The following is an 18,089-nucleotide window of genomic DNA, read 5'->3' as shown; positions in this document are numbered from 1 at the left end:
CCGGTCTCGTGAGCACCCGGGCTCCGAGCCCGGCCGTCCTCCTCGTGGTGGCGGGCCTGGCCTGCCAGGAGGTGGGCGCCTCGATCGCGGTGCTGCTGTTCCCCCAGGTCGGGCCGCTCGGCATGGTGCTGCTGCGTCTGGCATTCTCGGCCGTGCTGCTGCTCGCGATCGCCCGCCCCGCGCTCCGCGGGCACTCCCGTGCGGCGTGGCGCGCCGTCATCCTGTTCGGTCTCGTGCTGGCCCTCATGAACGGGCTGTTCTACCTCGCGCTCGAACGCCTCGCCCTCGGGGTGACCGTGACGATCGAGGTGCTCGGACCGCTCGTGCTCTCGATCGTCGCGTCCCGCCGGGCATCGGCGTGGCTCTGGGCGGTCCTCGCGTTCGCCGGCGTCGTCGCGCTCGGCGGTGGCGGGTGGGACCGGCTCGACCCGATCGGGGTGCTGTACGCACTGGGCGCCGCGGCGAGCTGGGCGTTCTACATCCTCGCGTCCGCGCGCGTCGGACGTGAGTTCCCGAAGCTCGACGGGCTCGCCATCGCCATGGCCGTCGGCGCCGTCGTGATGCTGCCGCTCGGGATCTGGGATGCCGGGCCCGCGCTTCTGCGCTGGGATCTCCTGGCGCTCGGCGCGGCCGTGGCGGTGCTGTCGTCGACGATCCCCTACGCGCTCGAGCTCATCGCCCTCCGCCGGCTCCCCGCGGCGGCCTTCGCCATCCTCATGAGCCTCGCACCCGCCACCGCCGCCCTCGCCGGCTTCCTGCTGCTCGGTCAGGAACTCGCGTGGCTCGAGCTGGTGGGTATCGCGCTCGTGATCGCGGCGAGCATCGGAGCGGTGCGCTCGTCGGCTCGCGCGGCACGCGAGACGGCCGAGCCGCTGCCGTAGGCCGCCCCCGCCGCCTCCGCTTGCGGCCGAGCCGCACACTGTGTGCAATATGTCAGGTGCCGATCCCTCTCGCCTCCTCGTCGCTCCCCCGCAGCCTGCTGCGCGATGACGTTTACCGGCGGCTCCGCGACGCGATCGTCGACGGCACCTTCGAACCCGGGGAGCAGCTCCGGGACGGCGACCTCGCCGCATGGCTCGGGGTGAGCCGCACCCCGGTGCGCGAGGCGCTGCTGCGGCTCGGCAGCAGTGGCCTGGTCGTGGCGCACCCGGGCCGCTCGACCACGGTCAGCCCCATCGAGGAGGCCGCGCTTCGCGATGCGCGCGACGTCGTCGCCGCCATGCACGAACTCGCCGTCCGCGAAACGGTCGCCCGACTCACGCCCACCGACATCGCACGCATGCGCGACGCCAACCGGCGCTTCACCGCCGCCGCCGCGCGCGGCGACGTCTCGGCAGCCCTCGACGCCGACGACGACCTGCACGCGGTTCCCGTCGAGGTGCTGGGCAATGCCGCCGTGGTGACGGTGCTCGAGCAGTTCGGCCCCATCGTCCGCCGCGCCGAGCGCCTGCGATTCGGCAGCGACGCACCGGCCGCCGCCGAACGCCACGAGCGCTTCATCGCCCTGTGCGAGGAGGGGGATGCCGCGGCCGCGGCCGCGATGGCCTACGAGACCTGGCACACGCTGCCGGTCAGCGCGGCGGAGACCGCCGGATGAGACTGGAGGGGGTGACGGGAATCGAACCCGCGCTCTCAGCTTGGGAAGCTGATGTTCTGCCATTGAACTACACCCCCGGAGGGTGCGCCACAAGCGCCTCGCAAGGATAACACCGGCGACAGCGATAGTCTGATCCGCGTGCTGCTGAGCGACCGCGACATCCGCTCCGAGATCGACGCCGAGCGCATCGGTCTGGCGCCGTGGGATCCCGAGATGGTGCAGCCCTCGAGCGTCGATGTGCGCCTGGACCGCTATTTCCGGCTCTTCGACAACCACAAGTACCCCTTCATCGACCCGGCGCTGGACCAGCCCGATCTCACGCACCTCATCGAGGTCGACCCGGCTGAGCCGTTCATCCTGCACCCGGGCGAGTTCGCGCTGGGGGCGACCTTCGAGCAGGTGCGCCTGCCCGACGACATCGCCGCGCGCCTGGAGGGGAAGTCCTCCCTCGGACGTCTCGGCCTTCTGACCCATTCCACGGCCGGCTTCATCGATCCTGGATTCACCGGGCACGTGACGCTCGAACTGTCGAACGTCGCGACCCTGCCGATCAAGCTGTGGCCGGGGATGAAGATCGGGCAGCTGTGCTTCTTCCGACTGTCCTCGCCCACCGACACCCCCTACGGGTCGGGGCCGTACGGCAACCGCTATCAGGGCCAGCGGGGGCCGACCGCATCGCGCTCCCACCTCAACTTCCACGTCACCGACGTCGGCGCGACCGACGCCGGAGCCCGCGGCGCCTGAACGCCACGGGCTCGGCTGTCAAGCCTTTGCCGTCGGGAAGAGGACGGGCGAGGCTGGGGCCATGCCCGCACTCGCACTGATCCTCCTCATCGTCGGCATCGTGCTGCTCCTCCTCGGCGTGTTCGTCGAGGCGGTGAAGTTCCTCCTCTGGCTCGGCATCGTGCTGCTGGTCCTGGCGGTGATCGCCTACCTGATGCGCTTCATCCGCCGTCAGACCTGATCCGGCTCGCTCAGTCCGCGTCCGCGTCCGCGTCCGCGTCAGGACGGGGTCCCGCACCGGGGAGGCCGTGATGCGGGTTCCCACCGAAGCGGTCGACGGGTCGTGGACGCGCCGCGGCAGCGGCCGCCCCGGTGGCGGCGACGACGGTCTCGGTGAGAAGGGCGCGGCGCGCGCGGCCGTCGGCGGTCAGTGCCCACGCGTCACCGTCCCGTGACACCCAGCCGTGCGCGGCGAGGCGGTCGAGCGTCTCGGCCGCGACACCGGGGGCGGCGGGGTCGGGGATCGCCCCGGCCAGCGCGCTCAGCGCCGTCCATTCGTCGCGGTCGGCACCGTGGCGCGCCAGCGCGGCGTCGACCGCACGGGAGATCTCCGCGTCGGGATTCATGTCCGACAGCATGCCACTCGTCGCCGCTGTCGCGCGATCGCGCGACGGATGCATGACGCGTGGGACGGGTGTGGTCTGGTGGGGCGCCCGAGCCGCGACCGGCGGGGTCGGCCGTGCATCCGTCGCGCCTCAGCGCGGGGCGCGTACCGGAAGCAGCAGAAGAAGTCCGACCAGCACGACCAGCACGATCCCGAGGATGCCGAACGCGGTGACGCCTCCGATGATGATGAAGATCGACCACATCGCCGATGCCATCCAGCTCGCGGCGCGCCCTGTCGTGGCATAGAGGCCGAAGATCTCGCCCTCCCGGCCTGCGGGCGTGACGCGCGAGAGGAAGGACCGCGCGGCCGCCTGCGCGGGACCCACGAACGCGCAGAGCACGAGGCCGCCGATCCAGAACACCGTGGTCCCGGCGTCGACGAGGAAGAAGACGGCGAGGCCGGCGATCACCATGCCGGACAGCGAGAACACGATCACCGATTTCGGGCCGAAGCGGTCGTCGAAGCGGCCTGCGATGATGGTCGACACCCCGGCGATGAGGTTCGCGGCGACACCGAAGATCACGAGGTCGAGGAATTCGAAGCCGAACACCTGCGCGGCGATGACCGCCCCGAAGGCGAAGACCCCGCCCAGTCCGTCGCGGAAGACGGCGCTGGCGAGGAGGAACCAGAACGTCTGACGCGTACCCGGGTTCTTGTACAGTCCGATGACGTCGCGGACGAGCAGGCGGTAGGCGGCGAAGAACCCCACCCTGCGCTCGGGACGCCCCTCGGAGGGCTCGGGCACGGCGAGGAAGATCGGGATCGAGAACACGATCGCCCAGATCGCGCAGCCCACGGCGATGATCCGGAAGGGGAGGCCGTCGGCGTCGGAGATGCCGAACCAGTCGGCGCTGTAGAACACGACCACCAGCACCAGGGCGATGATGCCGCCGAGGTAGCCGAAGCCCCACCCCAGGCCCGACACCCGGCCGATCGTCTTGCGGCTGGCGATGCCGATGAGCATCGCGTTGGAGTTCACCGCCGCGATCTCGCCGAACACGGTGCCGGCGGAGATGAGCGCGACACCGAGCCAGAAGTACGCCGGCGCAGGTTCGACGAACCACAGCCCGAACATGCAGAGGATGAGCGCACCCGTGCCGATTCCGAGCCAGAGCTTCTGCCGGCCGCGGGCGTCGGCCTGCTGCCCGAGGATCGGCGCGATCGCGAGGATGAGCAGCCCCGCGATCGTGCCGCCCCAGCCCAATCCCACCGCGAGGTCGGCGAGGGCCGCGTCCTTCGCCGGGGAGTCGTCGGGCAGCGCGGCGATGTCGGGCGGAAGGAAGGCGTCGGTCGTGAGGTAGAGCGCGGTGAAGATGAAGGTGAGGATGACCGTGTTGAACGGCTGGGTCGCCCAGTCCCACAGCGCCCAGGCGTAGATCTGACGCCGCGGCGCGGCGGTGTCCTCCCGCAGGTCCAGCCCCATGACGGGGATGGCGGCGCTGTCGGCGGTGGCGGGCGGCACGCCCTCGGCGGGTGCGGTCATGACCGTCACGCTAGGGCTCTTCGGTGAACGAAGGAAGAAGCCGGGTCGCCGTGGCGTGGCATCCGAACTTGAGCCAATTCATATCAAGTTCATTTGACGGATGCCACGGTCCGGCGTAGTGTTGAGCCAACGCGACTCAACCCTCCGTTGACGCTCGCACGCAGACTTCCCGACAATGCCCCGGGTCGAGGCTCTCGGCCCCCTGAGAAGGAGAAACACACATGGCACGTGCTGTTGGTATCGACCTCGGAACGACGAACTCCGTCGTCGCGGTGCTGGAGGGCGGCGAGCCCAAGGTGATCGCGAACGCCGAGGGCTTCCGCACCACCCCCTCGGTGGTCGCCTACACCAAGGACGGCGAGATTCTCGTCGGTGAGACCGCCAAGCGTCAGGCCGTCACCAACGTCGACCGCACCGTTTCGAGCGTCAAGCGCCACATGGGCACGACCTGGAGCTTCGAGGTCGACGGCAAGAAGTGGACGCCGCAGGAGATCTCGGCGCGCATCCTGCAGAAGCTCAAGCGCGACGCCGAGCAGTACCTCGGCGACACCGTGACCGACGCGGTCATCACCGTTCCCGCCTACTTCAACGACGCCGAGCGTCAGGCGACCAAGGAGGCCGGTGAGATCGCCGGCCTGAACGTGCTCCGCATCATCAACGAGCCCACCGCCGCGGCGCTGGCGTACGGTCTGGACAAGGGCAAGGAGGACGAGCTCATCCTCGTCTTCGACCTCGGTGGCGGCACCTTCGACGTCTCCCTCCTCGAGGTGGGCAAGGACGACGACTTCTCCACCATCCAGGTGCGCTCGACCGCCGGCGACAACCGCCTCGGTGGTGACGACTGGGACCAGCGCCTCGTGGAGTACTTCATCAAGCAGTTCAAGGACACCACCGGCGTCGACGTCTCGGGCGACAAGATCGCGCTGCAGCGCCTCAAGGAGGCCGCGGAGCAGGCGAAGAAGGAGCTGTCGAGCTCGACCAGCACCTCGGTCAACCTCCCGTACCTGTCGCTGACCGACTCGGGCCCGGTCTCCCTGTCGGAGACGATCACCCGTGCGAAGTTCGAGGACCTCACCAAGGACCTCCTCGACCGCACGAAGAAGCCCTTCGAGGACGTCATCCGCGAGGCCGGCATCAAGGTCGGCGACATCGCCCACGTCGTGCTCGTCGGCGGATCGACCCGTATGCCCGCCGTGTCGGAGCTCGTTCAGCGCGAGGCCGGCAAAGAGCCGAACAAGGGCGTGAACCCCGATGAGGTCGTCGCCGTCGGTGCGGCCCTCCAGGCCGGTGTGCTGAAGGGCGAGCGCAAGGACGTCCTCCTGATCGACGTCACCCCCCTGAGCCTCGGCATCGAGACCAAGGGCGGCATCATGACCAAGCTCATCGAGCGCAACACCGCCATCCCCACCAAGCGGAGCGAGACCTTCACCACCGCCGACGACAACCAGCCGTCGGTCGCGATCCAGGTCTTCCAAGGCGAGCGGGAGTTCACACGCGACAACAAGCCGCTCGGCACCTTCGAGCTCACCGGGATCGCTCCGGCTCCCCGCGGCATCCCGCAGATCGAGGTCACCTTCGACATCGACGCCAACGGCATCGTGCACGTCTCGGCGAAGGACAAGGGCACCGGCAAGGAGCAGTCGATGACGATCACCGGCGGCTCGTCGCTGCCGAAGGACGACATCGAGCGCATGGTGCGCGAGGCCGAGGAGCACGCGGCCGAGGACAAGAAGCGCCGCGAGGCCGCCGAGGTCCGCAACCAGGCCGAGACCCTCGCCTACTCCGTCGACAAGCTCATCAAGGACAACGACGACAAGCTGCCCGCCGACGTCAAGGAGTCGGTCCAGGCCGACGTCGATGCGCTGAAGACCGCGCTCGCCGGTGACGACGACGACGCGGTGAAGTCGGCGTTCGAGAAGCTGTCGCAGTCGCAGGGCAAGATCGGCGAGGCCATCTACTCGGCGAACCAGTCCGCGCCGCAGACCGACGGTGCCGCCGCCGGTGGCGAGGGCGCGCCCGCGGGCGACCAGCCGTCGAACGATGAGGACGTGGTCGACGCCGAGGTCATCGACGACGAGGACGAGAAGAAGTAACCATGGCGAAAGACAAGGACGACCCCACGGTCCCCGGGCCCGATCCCGAGGACGGTTCGGCGCCCGAGTCGGCAGACGCCTCACCGAACGCGTCGGCGGACGCGGCGAGCGCAGAGGACGGCGACTTCACCGTCGACGACATCCTCAGCGCCGCCCAGTCCGCCGACGCGGCGGCAGCGGATGACACCGACGCCGTCGCCGACCGCGTCGAGGCTCTGGAGTCGCAGCTTCTCACCGACCTCAAGCGCCTGCAGGCGGAGTACGCCAACTATCGTCGCCGCACCGAGGACCAGCGCGAGATCGAGATCGAGCGTGCCAAGGGGGCGGCCGCCAAGGGCCTCATCCCGGTGCTGGACGACCTCGACCGTGCGGCCAAGCACGGCGATCTCGTCGAGGGCACGCCCTTCGCCGCCATCGCCGAGAAGGTGCGGGCGGTCGTCGAGCGCATGGGTGTGGAGGCGTACGGCGCTGCCGGCGAGACCTTCGACCCGCAGCAGCACGAGGCGATCTTCCAGCAGCCGACCCCCGGTGCGACGGAGGCGACGATCCTCGAGGTGGTCGAGACGGGCTACCGGCTCGGCTCGGTCGAGTTGCGTCCCGCCAAGGTCGTCGTCGCGGTGCCGGCAGAGTAGGCCGGAGGCGCCATGGCCAGCCAGGACTGGTTCGAGAAGGACTTCTACAAGGTGCTGGGGGTCTCCAAGGAGGTCTCCGACGCCGATCTGAAGAAGACGTACCGCAAGCTCGCGCGGCAGTACCATCCCGACTCCAAGCCGGGGGATGCTGCGGCCGAGGCGAAGTTCAAAGAGATCAGCGAAGCATACGCGGTGCTCTCCGACCCTGAGCAGCGTGCCGAGTACGACCAGATCCGTGCCATGGGCTCGGGCGCCCGCTTCACCGCGGGCGGCCCGGGCGCCGGCGGATTCGAAGACGTCTTCAGCGCGTTCGGTCAGAGCCGCGGCGGCGGCCGCTACGAATCCGCCGACTTCGACGACATCTTCGCGATGTTCAACCAGCAGCAGGGCGGGAGCTTCGGCTCGGGTCGGTTCGGGCAGCCCACCGGCGGGTTCCGCGGCTTCGGCGGCCCGACCCGCGGGGCTGACGTCACGGCCCGCACGACCATCGACTTCGTCACCGCCACGAAGGGCGAGACCATCACCCTCCAGGGGGAGGACGGCAAGCCGTTCAAGGTGAAGATCCCCGCCGGCGTCGCCGACGGGCAGCGGATCCGCCTGCGTGGACGCGGACGCCCCTCGCCCGACGGCGGAGAGAGCGGCGACATCGTGGTGCAGGTGACGGTCCGCCCCCACCCCGTGTTCACCCGCGAGGGACTGAACCTGCGGGTGGTGGTACCGGTGACCTTCACCGAGGCCGCCCTCGGCGCCACCATCGAGGTCCCGACCCTCGGCGGCGACCCGGTGAAGCTGCGCGTCGCACCGGGCACCCCCTCGGGGCGCGTGCTGCGCGTCAAGGGGCGCGGCGTCGCCACGCAGAAGGGCACCGGCGACCTCCTCGCCGAGGTGCAGGTCGTCGTGCCGTCGCACCTGGAGGGTGCCGCGCGCGAAGCGCTCGAGCGGTTCCACGAGGTGGAGCCGAAGGAGAACCCGCGGGCGGACCTCATGGCCAAGGCGCGCGGCTGACACGGGAGGGACGGATGACCGACCACGTCGACATCGACGGTGATGCGCCGATCTTCGCGATCGCCGCGGCAGCGGAGCTGTCGGGCATGCACCCGCAGACGCTGCGTCAGTACGACCGCCTCGGTCTCGTCGTCCCCGCCCGCACGCAGGGCGGCTCGCGCCGCTACTCCCTGCGCCACGTCGAGCAGCTGAGGGAGGTGGCGCGGCTGTCGGCCGACGGCATGAGCCTGCCGGCCATCGCGCGCCTGATCTCCCTCGAGCAGCGCGTGCACGACCTCACCCGGCGGGTGCGCGATCTCGAGCAGCAGCTCGAGATCGAACGCCAGTCGCGCCCCGGCGCGCGGGTCTTCGCCGCGGGCGCGACCGGGTCGGTCGTGACCCTCCGTCACGGCACGCGCGTGCGCCGCGCCACCGAGCTGGTGGTGTGGCGCCCGCGACAGCCGCTCTCTCGGGACGACGGCGAAGAGTCGGCGTAGCCGCCGACTCAGGCGTCGATGCGGCGGTGGCGGCGGAACGTCTTCCAGTCCTGGTACGACAGATCGGCGTAGGCGTACGCCCACTCGACGATGGCGTCCTCGAACCGCCGACCGCCGCCGACGTAGCCGGCGGCGGCGGCCCCCGTCGGTGATTGCCCGTGGGCGCGCGCCAGCGTCGCCGCGCACGCCATGGCGTACCAGCGGAACGGCTTGTCCTCCATCGCCTCGGCGTCGAAGCCGCCCTTCATGTCGTGGAACTGTCGCACGTAGAAGTCCCTGCGCGCGCCGGACGGCGAGCGGCGGATATGACCGAGGAAGGGGTCGGACACCGCCTGCAGGATGCGTTGCAGCGCGACGACCCGCCCGCCGTTGCCGTAGGTGTCGATGAATCCGGCGACCGCCTCCGGCTGCGTCACGTGCCCGAACTGGATGAGCACGCTCTCACCGGCCTCCTTCCCCTGGAGGAGGAGCACACCGCCGTCGCCGTCCTGAAGAGCGATCAGCAGACACCGGGTGCCGACGCTGCCGACGCCGACCACCCGAGCGGAGACGTCGGCCATCACGTACTTCTGCAGCAGGACCCGGATGTCGACATTGACCGACAGTCGGTATTCGTCGAAGACCCGCCATGCCCGCTCCTCGTCGGCGGTCGTGAGGCGGGTCATCACGGGGGGATCCTCGAGGAGGGTGACGCGGCCGTGCTCGTCGATCGTCGTCAGCTTCCGCGCGGCGCGGGAACCGGTGCGCCTCTGCGCGGATCGCACCGCGCGCTCCACGACGGCCGACGTCTCCGGGTCGGCCGAGAGGTGAGCCCCGAGCGCGTCGAAGTGGTCGAAGTACCGCTCGAGCGGCGACCGCTTGGCGGCGGTGCGCAGACCCCGCTGATATGTGCGCACGGCCTGCCTCGCGGCATCCTCGACGACCGTGTCGACACGCGAGGTCGCCCGCCCGGCGATGACGACGCTGGTGACGAGGCGCTTGAGGTCCCACTCGAAAGGTGCCCAGGCCGACTCGTCGAAGTCGTTCAGGTCGAACACGAGCGTGCGCTGCGGCGAGGCGTAGAGGCCGAAGTTCGACAGGTGCGCGTCGCCGCAGGAGGCGACGAGGATGCCCGTGCTCGGGCAGCGCGACAGGTCGTCGGCCATGATGGCGGCGCTTCCCCGGTAGAACGCGAAGGCGCTCGCCCCCATGCGGGCGGTGCGCAGCGGCACGAGCTCCGGCACGCGGTCGACGTCCTGCGCGTCGAGGACGGCCATGGCGTCTCGGCCGGTGGTCACAAGCTGGGAGAGCGCGGCACGAGGCGTCCGGCCCCGCTCGGTCTTGCCCTCCGCCGCGTGGGCGGACCGGCCCGGGGGCGGCATCCATGGATCTCGAGGCACGGCACTCCTCCCACCCGGCGGCATCGTCGCCTGGTCAGACGGTACGCGATGGGGCCGCACGCCGCCAGCATCGGCGTGCGCTCCCGGCTGAGGCCGATCGCCGCCGTTACTGTCGTGCCGTGAGCCTCACTCCGACCGGCGGACCCGCAACCCGGGGGATGACCGCTGATCGCTGGCACAGTCTCACCTACTGGCCGCTGATCATCACGTCGCTGCTCTTCATCGTCGTGTACTCGTGGCAGGTGATCGCCGACCTGCAGGGCACGGCCTATGCCATCGCACGGGTCATCATCGGGGTCACGTGGGTCGTCTTCGCCGTCGACTACGTCGTGCGGCTCGCCCTCGCCCATCCGCGAGGCGCGTGGTTCCGGGGGCACCTGTTCGACCTCGCCGTGGTGGTGATCCCGGCGCTCCGGCCGCTGCGGCTGCTTCGCGCGCTGACCGTCGTCAAGACACTCCAGCGCACCGCAGGATCCGCGATCCGCAACCGGGTGGCCATCTACGGCGCGGGAGCGGCGGTGGTCCTCATCTGGATCGCCGCGCTCGCCGTCCTGGAGGCAGAGCGCGGCGCACCCGGAGCCAACATCGAGAACTTCGGCGACGCGGTCTGGTGGGCCTTCGTCACCAGCACCACCGTCGGCTACGGCGACTTCTACCCCGTCACGTGGTGGGGCCGCGTCGTGGCGGTGCTGCTGATGTGCGGCGGTATCGCGGTGGTCGGCGTCGTGACGGCGACGGTGTCGTCATGGGTGATCGAGCGTGCGGCGGCGACCGTCGGCGATGACACCGAGCCCGCCACGCGAGGACAGGTACGCGAGATCGCCCAGCAGTTGGCTGCGCTCAGCGCAAAGCTCGGCGACCCGCCCGCGCGGTGACCCCGCGCACCTAGGCTGAGGCGATGGGTCCCGTCCTCGTCCTCATCGACATCCAGCGCGACTACTTCCCCGGCGGGCGTTTCCCCCTGGTGGAGCCGGATGCCGCGGCGGAGCGGGCTGCCGAACTGCTGGCCGCCTTCCGCACGGCCGGGCTCCCCGTCGTGCACGTGCGGCACGAGTCATCCGGCTCGGGAAGCTTCCTCGAGGCCGGGACGCCGGGAGCCGAGATCGACCCCCGGGTCTCTCCCGGAGCTGACGAGACGGTGGTCGTCAAGCACCACCCGAACGCCTTCCACGGGGGTGTCCTCGGCGAGGCGCTCGCCGCCCATGCCGGCGCGCCGCTCGTCGTCGCCGGGATGATGACGAGCATGTGCGTCGACGCCAGCGTCCGCGCGGCATCCGATCTCGGCTGGAAGGTGACCGTCGCCGCCGATGCCTGCGCTGCGCCCGACCTGGCGTTCGGCGGGGTCGCCGTCGGCGGAGCCGACGTGCACGCCGCGTTCCTGGCCGCACTCGCGAGCGCCTATGCGCGGGTCGAGCCGGTCGCCGAGGTGGTCGCGGCGCTCCGCGCCCGCGCCTGACGCGCCCCGAGGAGCCCGCGACGCGGATCAGGCGCGCGGCTCGATGCGCAGCACCTCGGGGGAGTCCCCGACCGTCAGATCATCGATGACACGGATGCTGCGGGCCACCTCATCCACGAAGGGGATCACCGTCCCCACCCGTTCCCGGTCGGAGCACACCGCCGTGAGCGTGACGAGGTGGGTGCCGGTGTCCCACGTGTAGGTGGCGAACGGGGGTGTGCGCGGCTCGGGCGGGAGCGCCATCACCAGGCGCTCGCCGACACCCAGGTGCGGGTTGTGGAACGACTCGGTGTCGTCGTACTCGATCGGCATCATCGCCCGCGCGGTGCGCAGCTGCGGGGTGAGCTCCTGCAGCTGCGCCATCATCACGACAAGCTCGGGGTCGGCCTTCCAGACCCAGATCAGAACGCGGCCGTCGGCGCGGCGCATCAGCAGCGGTGCCGCCTGACTCATGATCCAGGCCATTCCGCGGCTCCCGGGTCGCTCCTCGGCGCCCATCGCCCGATTGGCCTGGCCCAGCAGCATCCGGATGGCCGCCTTGCGATGGCGACGCCCGCGCAATCCGAGCGAACCGGTGACGGGAACCCAGCGTTCGGGGGAGGCGTCGGCCTGGAGTCGAGGCATGCCCCCAGGGTAGGCGCGCGGCCTGCACGAATCCTCGACGTGCGGCCCGCCCGCGCCGCACTCCTCGGGTATCGCGCCGCCTCGATTAGAGTGGGACCGCCGCGCGACCCTGCGCGGCGCCATCCTCCGCCGCAGAGAACAGGCACATCTCCCGTGACCACCCCCGCGACGCCCGATGACCCCACACGCTCCGACGCCGTGAAGCGACCGCTCCGGGTCCTCATCGGCTGCGACACCTTCGCCCCCGACATCAACGGTGCCGCCCGATTCGCCGAGCGCCTGGCCGCAGGCCTGGTGGCCCGCGGCCACGACGTGCACGTGATCGCCCCGAACAGCGCCTACCGCAAGAGCCCGGCCCGCACCGAGGTCATCGAGGGCGAGCCGATGATCATGCACCGGCTGCCCTCGGTGCGCTGGCCCCCGCACGACTGGCTGCGCTTCGTCTGGCCCTGGCGGTCGAAGCACTACGCCCGGAAGGTCCTCGACGAGGTCAAGCCCGACGTGGTCCACATCCAGTCGCACATCGTCATCGGCCGAGGGCTGTCCCGCGAGGCGCGCAAGCGCGGCATTCCGATCATCGCGACCAATCACGTGATGGCCGAGAACATCCTCGACTTCACCACCCTCCCCGACGCGATGAACCGGGTTGTGCTGAAGCTCGCCTGGGCCGACGCACGGCGCACCTTTCAGCTGACCCGTGCCGTGACGACCCCGACCCGCCGGGCCGCCGACTTCCTCGAGTCGACGATCGAGATCAAGAACGTGATCCCGATCAGCTGCGGCATCGACCGCTCGAACTACGCGCCCGACCTGACGCCGCGCGACCGCCACCGCGTCCTTTTCGTCGGCCGCCTCACGAGCGAGAAGCACATCGACGTCCTTCTGAACGCGGTCGCGACGCTCGACCCCGCCCTCGACGTCTCGGTCGACATCGTCGGCGGCGGCGATCAGCGGAAGAACCTCGAGAACCTCACCGCCCAGCTGGGGCTCACCGACCGGGTCACCTTCCACGGCCACACCTCGGAGGAGGAGCTCCGCCGGATCTACTCGCGCGCGAGCGTCTTCGCGATCGCCTCGATCGCCGAGCTGCAGTCCATCGCCACGATGGAGGCGATGGCGTCGGGGCTGCCGATCGTGGCGGCGAACGCCGTCGCCCTCCCGCACCTCGTGCACGACGGCGAGAACGGCTACCTGTTCGAGCCGGGGAACGTCGCCGAGATGGCCGACAAGCTCACCGCCGTCCTCACCGCGACCCCCGAGGAGCGGCAGCGGATGCAGCAGGCCTCGCTCGACGGCGTCATCGTCCACGACATCGGCCGCACGCTCGACACCTTCGAGGCCCTGTACCGCGGCGAGCCCATCCCGCAGTGAGGCGCCGGCCGTGCACATCGTGATGTTCGGCGACCAGCACGTCGAGTCCTCCGGCGGTGCGCAGGTGTCGATGAGGCTGCAGCGCCGGTTCCTCGAGCGCGCCGGACACGCGGTCACGATCGTTCAGCCGCGCCTGCACGCCCGGCGGGTCGTCGACCCCGCCTTCGTCGATCTGCCCTCGCTGCCGGTGACCGTCGACCGGGAGTACGGGATGACACTGCCGACCCGCGCCGCCGACCGCGCCGTCGATGCGGGGATGGCCGGGCGTCCGCCGGTGGACGTCGTGCATGTGCAGGGCGACTTCTGGGGCGCGATCCTCGGTCACCGGTTCGCGGCCCGGCACGCGCTCCCGGTCGTCCACACCATGCACAACCGCGTCGACGTGGGGATCGCGGCGACCACGCCGTTCCCGCGCCTGGCGCTGCGAGTCCTGGGTGCCTGGGCGAGCCGGGCGATCCTGCCGCGCGAGCCGCGGGAACCCGGAACCGACGGGTGGGCCTACCTCCGCCGGTTCGCTGCGCGCGCTGCGGCGGTGACCGCGCCGTCCTCCCACTTCGCCCATCGCCTGATGGCTCATCACGTCCGCCCCGGCGGGTCACCGGAAGGCCGCGTCGACGTTGTCTGGAACGGCATCGACGACGAGATGCTGGATGCCGCGGGCGCGGCCGGTCCTCCCCGCCCGGCGCGTCCGCGTCCCCGCCTGGTGTGGGTCGGCCGGATGAGTCCCGAGAAACGGCTGCTGCCCTTCCTCGACGCCCTCGCCGACTCCGGCGTCGCCGCCGATGTCACCGTGATCGGCGGCGGCGGGCAGGCGCGTGCCGCGCGCCGGCTCGTGGCACGGCGGAGGCCCGCGGCGCGGGTGACCTTCGCCGGACGCTTGCCTTACGCCGAGACCCTCCGGCGCCTCGCGGCCGCCGACGCGGTGGTGCAGAGCTCGATCGGCTTCGAGACCCAGGGGATGACGGTGTTCGAGGCCGCGTCGCTGGGGACCCCGGCGATCGTGGCCGACCCCGACATCGCCGACGAACTCGGCGGCGGCGTGTGGCGCGTCGGCGGAGAGCCGGACGCGTTCGCGCGGACGCTCCGCGACGCCGTCGCCGACATCACCGCCGGGCGGACGCCGCGGCCGCTGCCCGAGATCGCCGACACTTTCCGGCAGTCGTCGCGGACCGCGGCGATGGTGGCGGTCTACGACCGGGTCAGGCAGCGCTGAGGATCAGCGGGTAAAGGACGTTCCACAGAACCGCGCTGAGCAGCGCGAAGCCGCCTGCGCCGAGGGCGATCGCCGCGAGCACAGGCGATCGGTCACGCCGGAAGAGGCCGACCAGACCCAGGACAACGGTGACGAGGGCCACGAGGCCCTCCACGATCCCGAGGATGCCCGTGATCGGCCCGAACAGGTCGTAGGTCTGCGACAGGAGGATGCCGACCTGCACGAACAGCTGCAGCACGACAAGCAGCACGAGGACGGCGGCCGAGATGATGGCGGCCAGCCCCCATGGGTTCCTGCGGCCGCGAGCGCCGCCGGGTGCCGGGGCGACGCCGGCGGGGGCGTAGCCCGGCGGCGGAGCGAAGGCGCCCGCAGGCGTGGGCTCGGACGGAGTGGGGTAGGACACGGCGACCTCATCTCTCGAGGTACCGAGTCTAGGGTCAGGGAAGTCGCGTGCCGTCTGTCGGCACGCGGCGGTACCCGTCGCGGTGGAGGGCGATTGCGGAGGCGACGATGCCCCACACCGAGGCGGCGGCGATGACGATGAGAAGTGACATGGCAGAGAGGCTACGCCTGGCGCTATTCTGCCAACAGTGGCAGGATGGACACTATTCAAGCGATTTCTGCCATACGGTAAGGGGCGGAGCCGACCGCCTCGAAAGGAGACACACGCCGATGAAGACCGTCGCCTGCATCGTCACCCCCGGGTTCGCGCCGTTCGAGTTCGGCGTCGCGTGCGAGGCGTTCGGCCTCGACCGCTCCGCCGACGGGGTTCCGAACTTCGACTTCCGCGTCGTCACGCCCGATCCGGGAACCGTCCCATCGAAGCTCGGCTTCTCCCTCGTCGTAGACAACGACCTGACCTTCGCCGACGAGGCCGACCTCGTCGTGGTCTCGCCCACTCCCCAGGAGTACTGGGGAGATCCCGACCCGCGGGTGATCGAGGTGATCCGTCGTGCCGTCGATCGCGGCGCCTGGGTGCTGAGCGTCTGCAGCGGCTCCTTCGTGCTCGGCGCCGCCGGGGTGCTCGACGGACGACGGGCGACCACGCACTGGATGTACGCGGCGAAGATGGCGCAGATGTTCCCGGCGGTCGAGGTCGACCCCGATGTGCTCTACGTGCAGGACGGTCGCATCATCACCAGCGCCGGCACCGCGGCGGGCATCGACGCGTGCCTGCATCTGCTCCGCCAGGAACTCGGCGCCGAGCTGACGAACAAGATCGCCCGCCGCATGGTCGTGCCGCCGCAGCGCGACGGCGGTCAGGCGCAGTTCATCGACAAGCCGCTGCCGGTGTCGACGTCGCAGTCGCTCGCGCCGGTCACCGACTGGATGCTCGACAATCTGCGCAGCGACCTCACCGTCGAGCAGCTCGCCGCGAAGGCCCACATGTCGCCGCGCACCTTTGCCCGCCGGTTCAAGGCCGACCACGGCGCGACCCCCGCCGCGTGGCTCGCGCGCCAGCGTCTCATCCACGCCCAGCGGCTCCTGGAGACCACCGATCTGGGCCTCGACCGCATCGCCGAGGCGAGCGGCTTCGGATCGGCCGCCGTCCTGCGGCAGAACTTCGCCCGCACTCTGGGGATCACCCCGACCGCGTACCGCGACCGGTTCTGCTGCGTGCGGGAGAGCGCGACCGCGAGACAGACGGATGCCGCGGCGAACCTCGTCGCCGCGGCATCCGTCCTTCAGCCCGCGGGTTGAGCCGTCAGCGCACCGCAGCCTCCGTGTGGTGACCGTGGTCGTGGAGGAAGCCGCCACCCGGCGTCGACGGACCGCCCGTGGCGCCCTGAGACCCGTCGCCGCCGGCGAGGATCGAGGTGTCGAAGGCGAACGTGACGACCGCCGAGGCCAGAGCATCGGAGTTGACATCGAGCGCCGTGCGGTTGACGTTGCCCGTGAGGCGCTGCTTGACCGATCGGGCGAGGTCTTTGTAGAGCACCTCGTCCTGGCCCTCACCGGTGAGGTTGTCGCACAGCTGGTGGTAGCAGGGGTCGTACGCGACGCCGGCGAGGCCGCCGAAGCGGGCCGCCTCGTCCGCGGTCTTGATCCCCTCTGCGCCGGTGAACAGGCCGCCCGCCGGAATGCCGACGGCGATGAAAGGACCGTAGTCAGAGCGTCCCGAGAACTCCGTGTCCTGGAAGGGCAGGCCCTGCGAGGCGTAGAACTCCTCGAAGACGTCCTCGATCTGCGCCGACCCGGCCGGGATGAAGCCCTCCGGGGCGGTGCCGCTGGAGTTGTCGCCGTCGTAGATGCCGTAGACGTAGTTCGGCGAGCCGATCATGTCGAAGTTCAGGTACAGGGCGATCTCGTCGATCTGCTCCGGCGTGAGGTTGGACACGTAGTGGTCGGCGCCGAGGAGGCCCTCCTCCTCCGCGCCCCACCACGCGAAGCGCACGGTGTTGGTGGGTTCCACCCGCTGCATCTGAATGGCCGTCTCCAGCAGCGCGGCGCTGCCCGACCCGTTGTCGTTGATGCCCGCGCCCGCCTGCACACTGTCGAGGTGCGCGCCCGCCATGACGACGTTGGAGTCGTCGCCGGTGTTGGTCTCGGCGAAGACGTTGTAGGTCACGCGCTCCTCGGCGAAGTAGTCGACGGTCACGGTGACGGTCGCGCCGGGCGTGGCGTAGAGGTCCTGCCCGACCTCGGTCGAGGCGAACACCGCGGGAATGGTCAGGCCCGTGGCATCCCCGATCATTCCGACGAGCCCTGCGCGACCGTCGTTGGAGACGATCACCGCCGAGGCTCCGGCGGCCTGGGCGTTGACCGCCTTGAGGGAGAAGTCGCACGAGCCGCGCTGCACGAGGGCGACGCCGCCGGCGGGGAAGCCGGCGAAGTCCGCCGCCTCGCATCCGCTCGTGCTCGTGCCGTCGGCGGGGAAGGCGGGCTCGAAGTCGACCGGGACGAGGGGACCGGTGCCCGTTCCCTCCGGGCTGCCGCTGTCGAAGTTGTTGCGGAGGAAGTCCTGGCCGTCGACCCACGTCGTCGCGGGGTCCTCACGGGTGAGGGCGCTGTTCTCCTCGGCGTAGGTGAAGGGGAACTCCTGCACCTCGGGTGCGTACCCGGCCCGGGTGAGCTCCTTGACGATGTAATCGACGGACGCGTCGTAGCCGGGAAGACCCGACGCGCGGTTGCCGTCGTTGGCATCGGCGATCCGCTGCAGCTGTTTCAGGTGATTCATCACCTGGCTGATCTTGACGGCCTTGACGATCTTCTCCGGTGTGTCGGCGACCGGCACGGCGTAGGCCGGTGCGGCCAATCCCATCGTGGCGATCACTCCCGCGGCCGCGGTGACCGCTGCGATCCTGCGCTTCGTGAGCGGCATGGCTCTCCCTTCGGATGTCGGCGACCTCGTCGACGCCGACCCTCCCGA

19 protein-coding genes and 1 tRNA gene are annotated in these 18,089 nt (G+C 70.6%); 13 read left to right on the top strand and 7 right to left on the bottom strand.

Features of this window, described 5'->3' with window-relative positions:
* The first annotated feature begins 8 nt into the window (after nt 1-8).
* Together HDC37_RS13840 and HDC37_RS13835 are read left to right on the top strand one after the other, a co-directional pair.
* Complete coding sequence (locus HDC37_RS13840; RefSeq protein ID WP_179560991.1) at nt 9-881, top strand: DMT family transporter; 873 nt, start codon at nt 9-11, stop codon at nt 879-881.
* 56 nt (nt 882-937) lie between these two features.
* Nucleotides 938-1,597, top strand: a complete 660-nt coding sequence (locus tag HDC37_RS13835) for a GntR family transcriptional regulator (RefSeq protein ID WP_179560990.1) — start codon at nt 938-940, stop codon at nt 1,595-1,597.
* A 3-nt stretch (nt 1,598-1,600) separates the two neighbouring features.
* Here HDC37_RS13835 and HDC37_RS13830 read toward each other — a convergent pair.
* A tRNA-Gly gene (locus HDC37_RS13830) sits at nt 1,601-1,674 on the bottom strand.
* 61 nt (nt 1,675-1,735) lie between these two features.
* Here HDC37_RS13830 and dcd point away from each other — a divergent pair.
* Nucleotides 1,736-2,341, top strand: coding sequence for a dCTP deaminase (dcd, locus tag HDC37_RS13825; protein WP_179560989.1), 606 nt, complete (start codon nt 1,736-1,738; stop codon nt 2,339-2,341).
* Nucleotides 2,342-2,402: 61 nt separating this feature from the next.
* The gene (locus tag HDC37_RS13820; protein WP_164478128.1) at nt 2,403-2,561 is read left to right on the top strand and encodes a hypothetical protein; all 159 of its coding nucleotides are present in this window, start codon (nt 2,403-2,405) and stop codon (nt 2,559-2,561) included.
* Between the two features lie 10 nt (nt 2,562-2,571).
* Here HDC37_RS13820 and HDC37_RS13815 read toward each other — a convergent pair whose 3' ends face one another.
* Complete coding sequence (locus HDC37_RS13815) at nt 2,572-2,946, bottom strand: hypothetical protein (protein WP_179560988.1); 375 nt, start codon at nt 2,944-2,946, stop codon at nt 2,572-2,574.
* 129 nt (nt 2,947-3,075) lie between these two features.
* Nucleotides 3,076-4,470, bottom strand: coding sequence for an MFS transporter (locus HDC37_RS13810; RefSeq protein ID WP_179560987.1), 1,395 nt, complete (start codon nt 4,468-4,470; stop codon nt 3,076-3,078).
* A 221-nt stretch (nt 4,471-4,691) separates the two neighbouring features.
* Between HDC37_RS13810 and dnaK the strand changes: the two genes are divergently transcribed.
* The 4 genes from dnaK to HDC37_RS13790 are packed head-to-tail and all read left to right on the top strand — an operon-like array spanning nt 4,692 to nt 8,676.
* Nucleotides 4,692-6,563 (top strand): molecular chaperone DnaK, encoded by a 1,872-nt coding sequence (gene dnaK, locus HDC37_RS13805; RefSeq protein WP_179560986.1) that lies wholly within the window; start codon nt 4,692-4,694, stop codon nt 6,561-6,563.
* A gap of 2 nt (nt 6,564-6,565) precedes the next feature.
* Nucleotides 6,566-7,195 carry a nucleotide exchange factor GrpE gene (locus HDC37_RS13800; RefSeq protein WP_179560985.1) on the top strand — a complete coding sequence of 210 codons (630 nt, stop codon included), beginning with the start codon at nt 6,566-6,568 and terminating at the stop codon, nt 7,193-7,195.
* A gap of 12 nt (nt 7,196-7,207) precedes the next feature.
* Entirely contained in the window at nt 7,208-8,200 is a 993-nt protein-coding gene (locus HDC37_RS13795; RefSeq protein ID WP_141936366.1) for a DnaJ C-terminal domain-containing protein, read from the top strand.
* Nucleotides 8,201-8,214: 14 nt separating this feature from the next.
* A complete protein-coding gene (locus HDC37_RS13790; RefSeq protein ID WP_179560984.1) occupies nt 8,215-8,676 on the top strand; it encodes a heat shock protein transcriptional repressor HspR in 462 nt (153 codons plus the stop codon).
* 8 nt (nt 8,677-8,684) lie between these two features.
* Here the strand turns inward: HDC37_RS13790 and HDC37_RS13785 are convergent, their stop codons facing one another.
* On the bottom strand, nt 8,685-10,055 hold the full coding sequence (locus HDC37_RS13785; protein ID WP_308472222.1) for a DUF2252 domain-containing protein: 1,371 nt from the start codon (nt 10,053-10,055) through the stop codon (nt 8,685-8,687).
* Between the two features lie 119 nt (nt 10,056-10,174).
* Between HDC37_RS13785 and HDC37_RS13780 the strand changes: the two genes are divergently transcribed.
* Together HDC37_RS13780 and HDC37_RS13775 are read left to right on the top strand one after the other, a co-directional pair.
* On the top strand, nt 10,175-10,930 hold the full coding sequence (locus HDC37_RS13780; RefSeq protein WP_218869836.1) for a potassium channel family protein: 756 nt from the start codon (nt 10,175-10,177) through the stop codon (nt 10,928-10,930).
* Nucleotides 10,931-10,953: 23 nt separating this feature from the next.
* Nucleotides 10,954-11,511 carry a cysteine hydrolase family protein gene (locus tag HDC37_RS13775; RefSeq protein ID WP_179560983.1) on the top strand — a complete coding sequence of 186 codons (558 nt, stop codon included), beginning with the start codon at nt 10,954-10,956 and terminating at the stop codon, nt 11,509-11,511.
* 27 nt (nt 11,512-11,538) lie between these two features.
* On the opposite strand, the gene HDC37_RS13770 is transcribed toward HDC37_RS13775, so the two are convergent.
* Nucleotides 11,539-12,135, bottom strand: a complete 597-nt coding sequence (locus HDC37_RS13770) for a hypothetical protein (protein WP_179560982.1) — start codon at nt 12,133-12,135, stop codon at nt 11,539-11,541.
* Nucleotides 12,136-12,288: 153 nt separating this feature from the next.
* On the opposite strand from HDC37_RS13770, the gene HDC37_RS13765 reads away from it, so the two are divergent.
* Together HDC37_RS13765 and HDC37_RS13760 are read left to right on the top strand one after the other, a co-directional pair.
* Nucleotides 12,289-13,506 carry a glycosyltransferase gene (locus HDC37_RS13765; RefSeq protein WP_179560981.1) on the top strand — a complete coding sequence of 406 codons (1,218 nt, stop codon included), beginning with the start codon at nt 12,289-12,291 and terminating at the stop codon, nt 13,504-13,506.
* Between the two features lie 10 nt (nt 13,507-13,516).
* Complete coding sequence (locus HDC37_RS13760; protein ID WP_179560980.1) at nt 13,517-14,719, top strand: glycosyltransferase family 4 protein; 1,203 nt, start codon at nt 13,517-13,519, stop codon at nt 14,717-14,719.
* Here HDC37_RS13760 and HDC37_RS13755 read toward each other — a convergent pair.
* A complete protein-coding gene (locus HDC37_RS13755) occupies nt 14,706-15,122 on the bottom strand; it encodes a hypothetical protein (protein WP_179560979.1) in 417 nt (138 codons plus the stop codon). The genes HDC37_RS13760 and HDC37_RS13755 overlap by 14 nt on opposite strands.
* Nucleotides 15,123-15,391: 269 nt before the next feature.
* On the opposite strand from HDC37_RS13755, the gene HDC37_RS13750 reads away from it, so the two are divergent.
* The gene (locus HDC37_RS13750) at nt 15,392-16,420 is read left to right on the top strand and encodes a GlxA family transcriptional regulator (protein WP_179560978.1); all 1,029 of its coding nucleotides are present in this window, start codon (nt 15,392-15,394) and stop codon (nt 16,418-16,420) included.
* A 4-nt stretch (nt 16,421-16,424) separates the two neighbouring features.
* Here the strand turns inward: HDC37_RS13750 and HDC37_RS13745 are convergent, their stop codons facing one another.
* The gene (locus HDC37_RS13745) at nt 16,425-18,041 is read right to left on the bottom strand and encodes a M28 family peptidase (RefSeq protein WP_179560977.1); all 1,617 of its coding nucleotides are present in this window, start codon (nt 18,039-18,041) and stop codon (nt 16,425-16,427) included.
* Between the last annotated feature and the right edge of the window lie 48 nt (nt 18,042-18,089).

Origin of the sequence: Microbacterium sp. AK009, assembly GCF_013410955.1 — a bacterium.
Lineage (GTDB): Bacteria > Actinomycetota > Actinomycetes > Actinomycetales > Microbacteriaceae > Microbacterium.
Note: the sequence above shows the minus strand (reverse complement) of the source record. Positions and strands in the feature narration are given on the sequence as shown.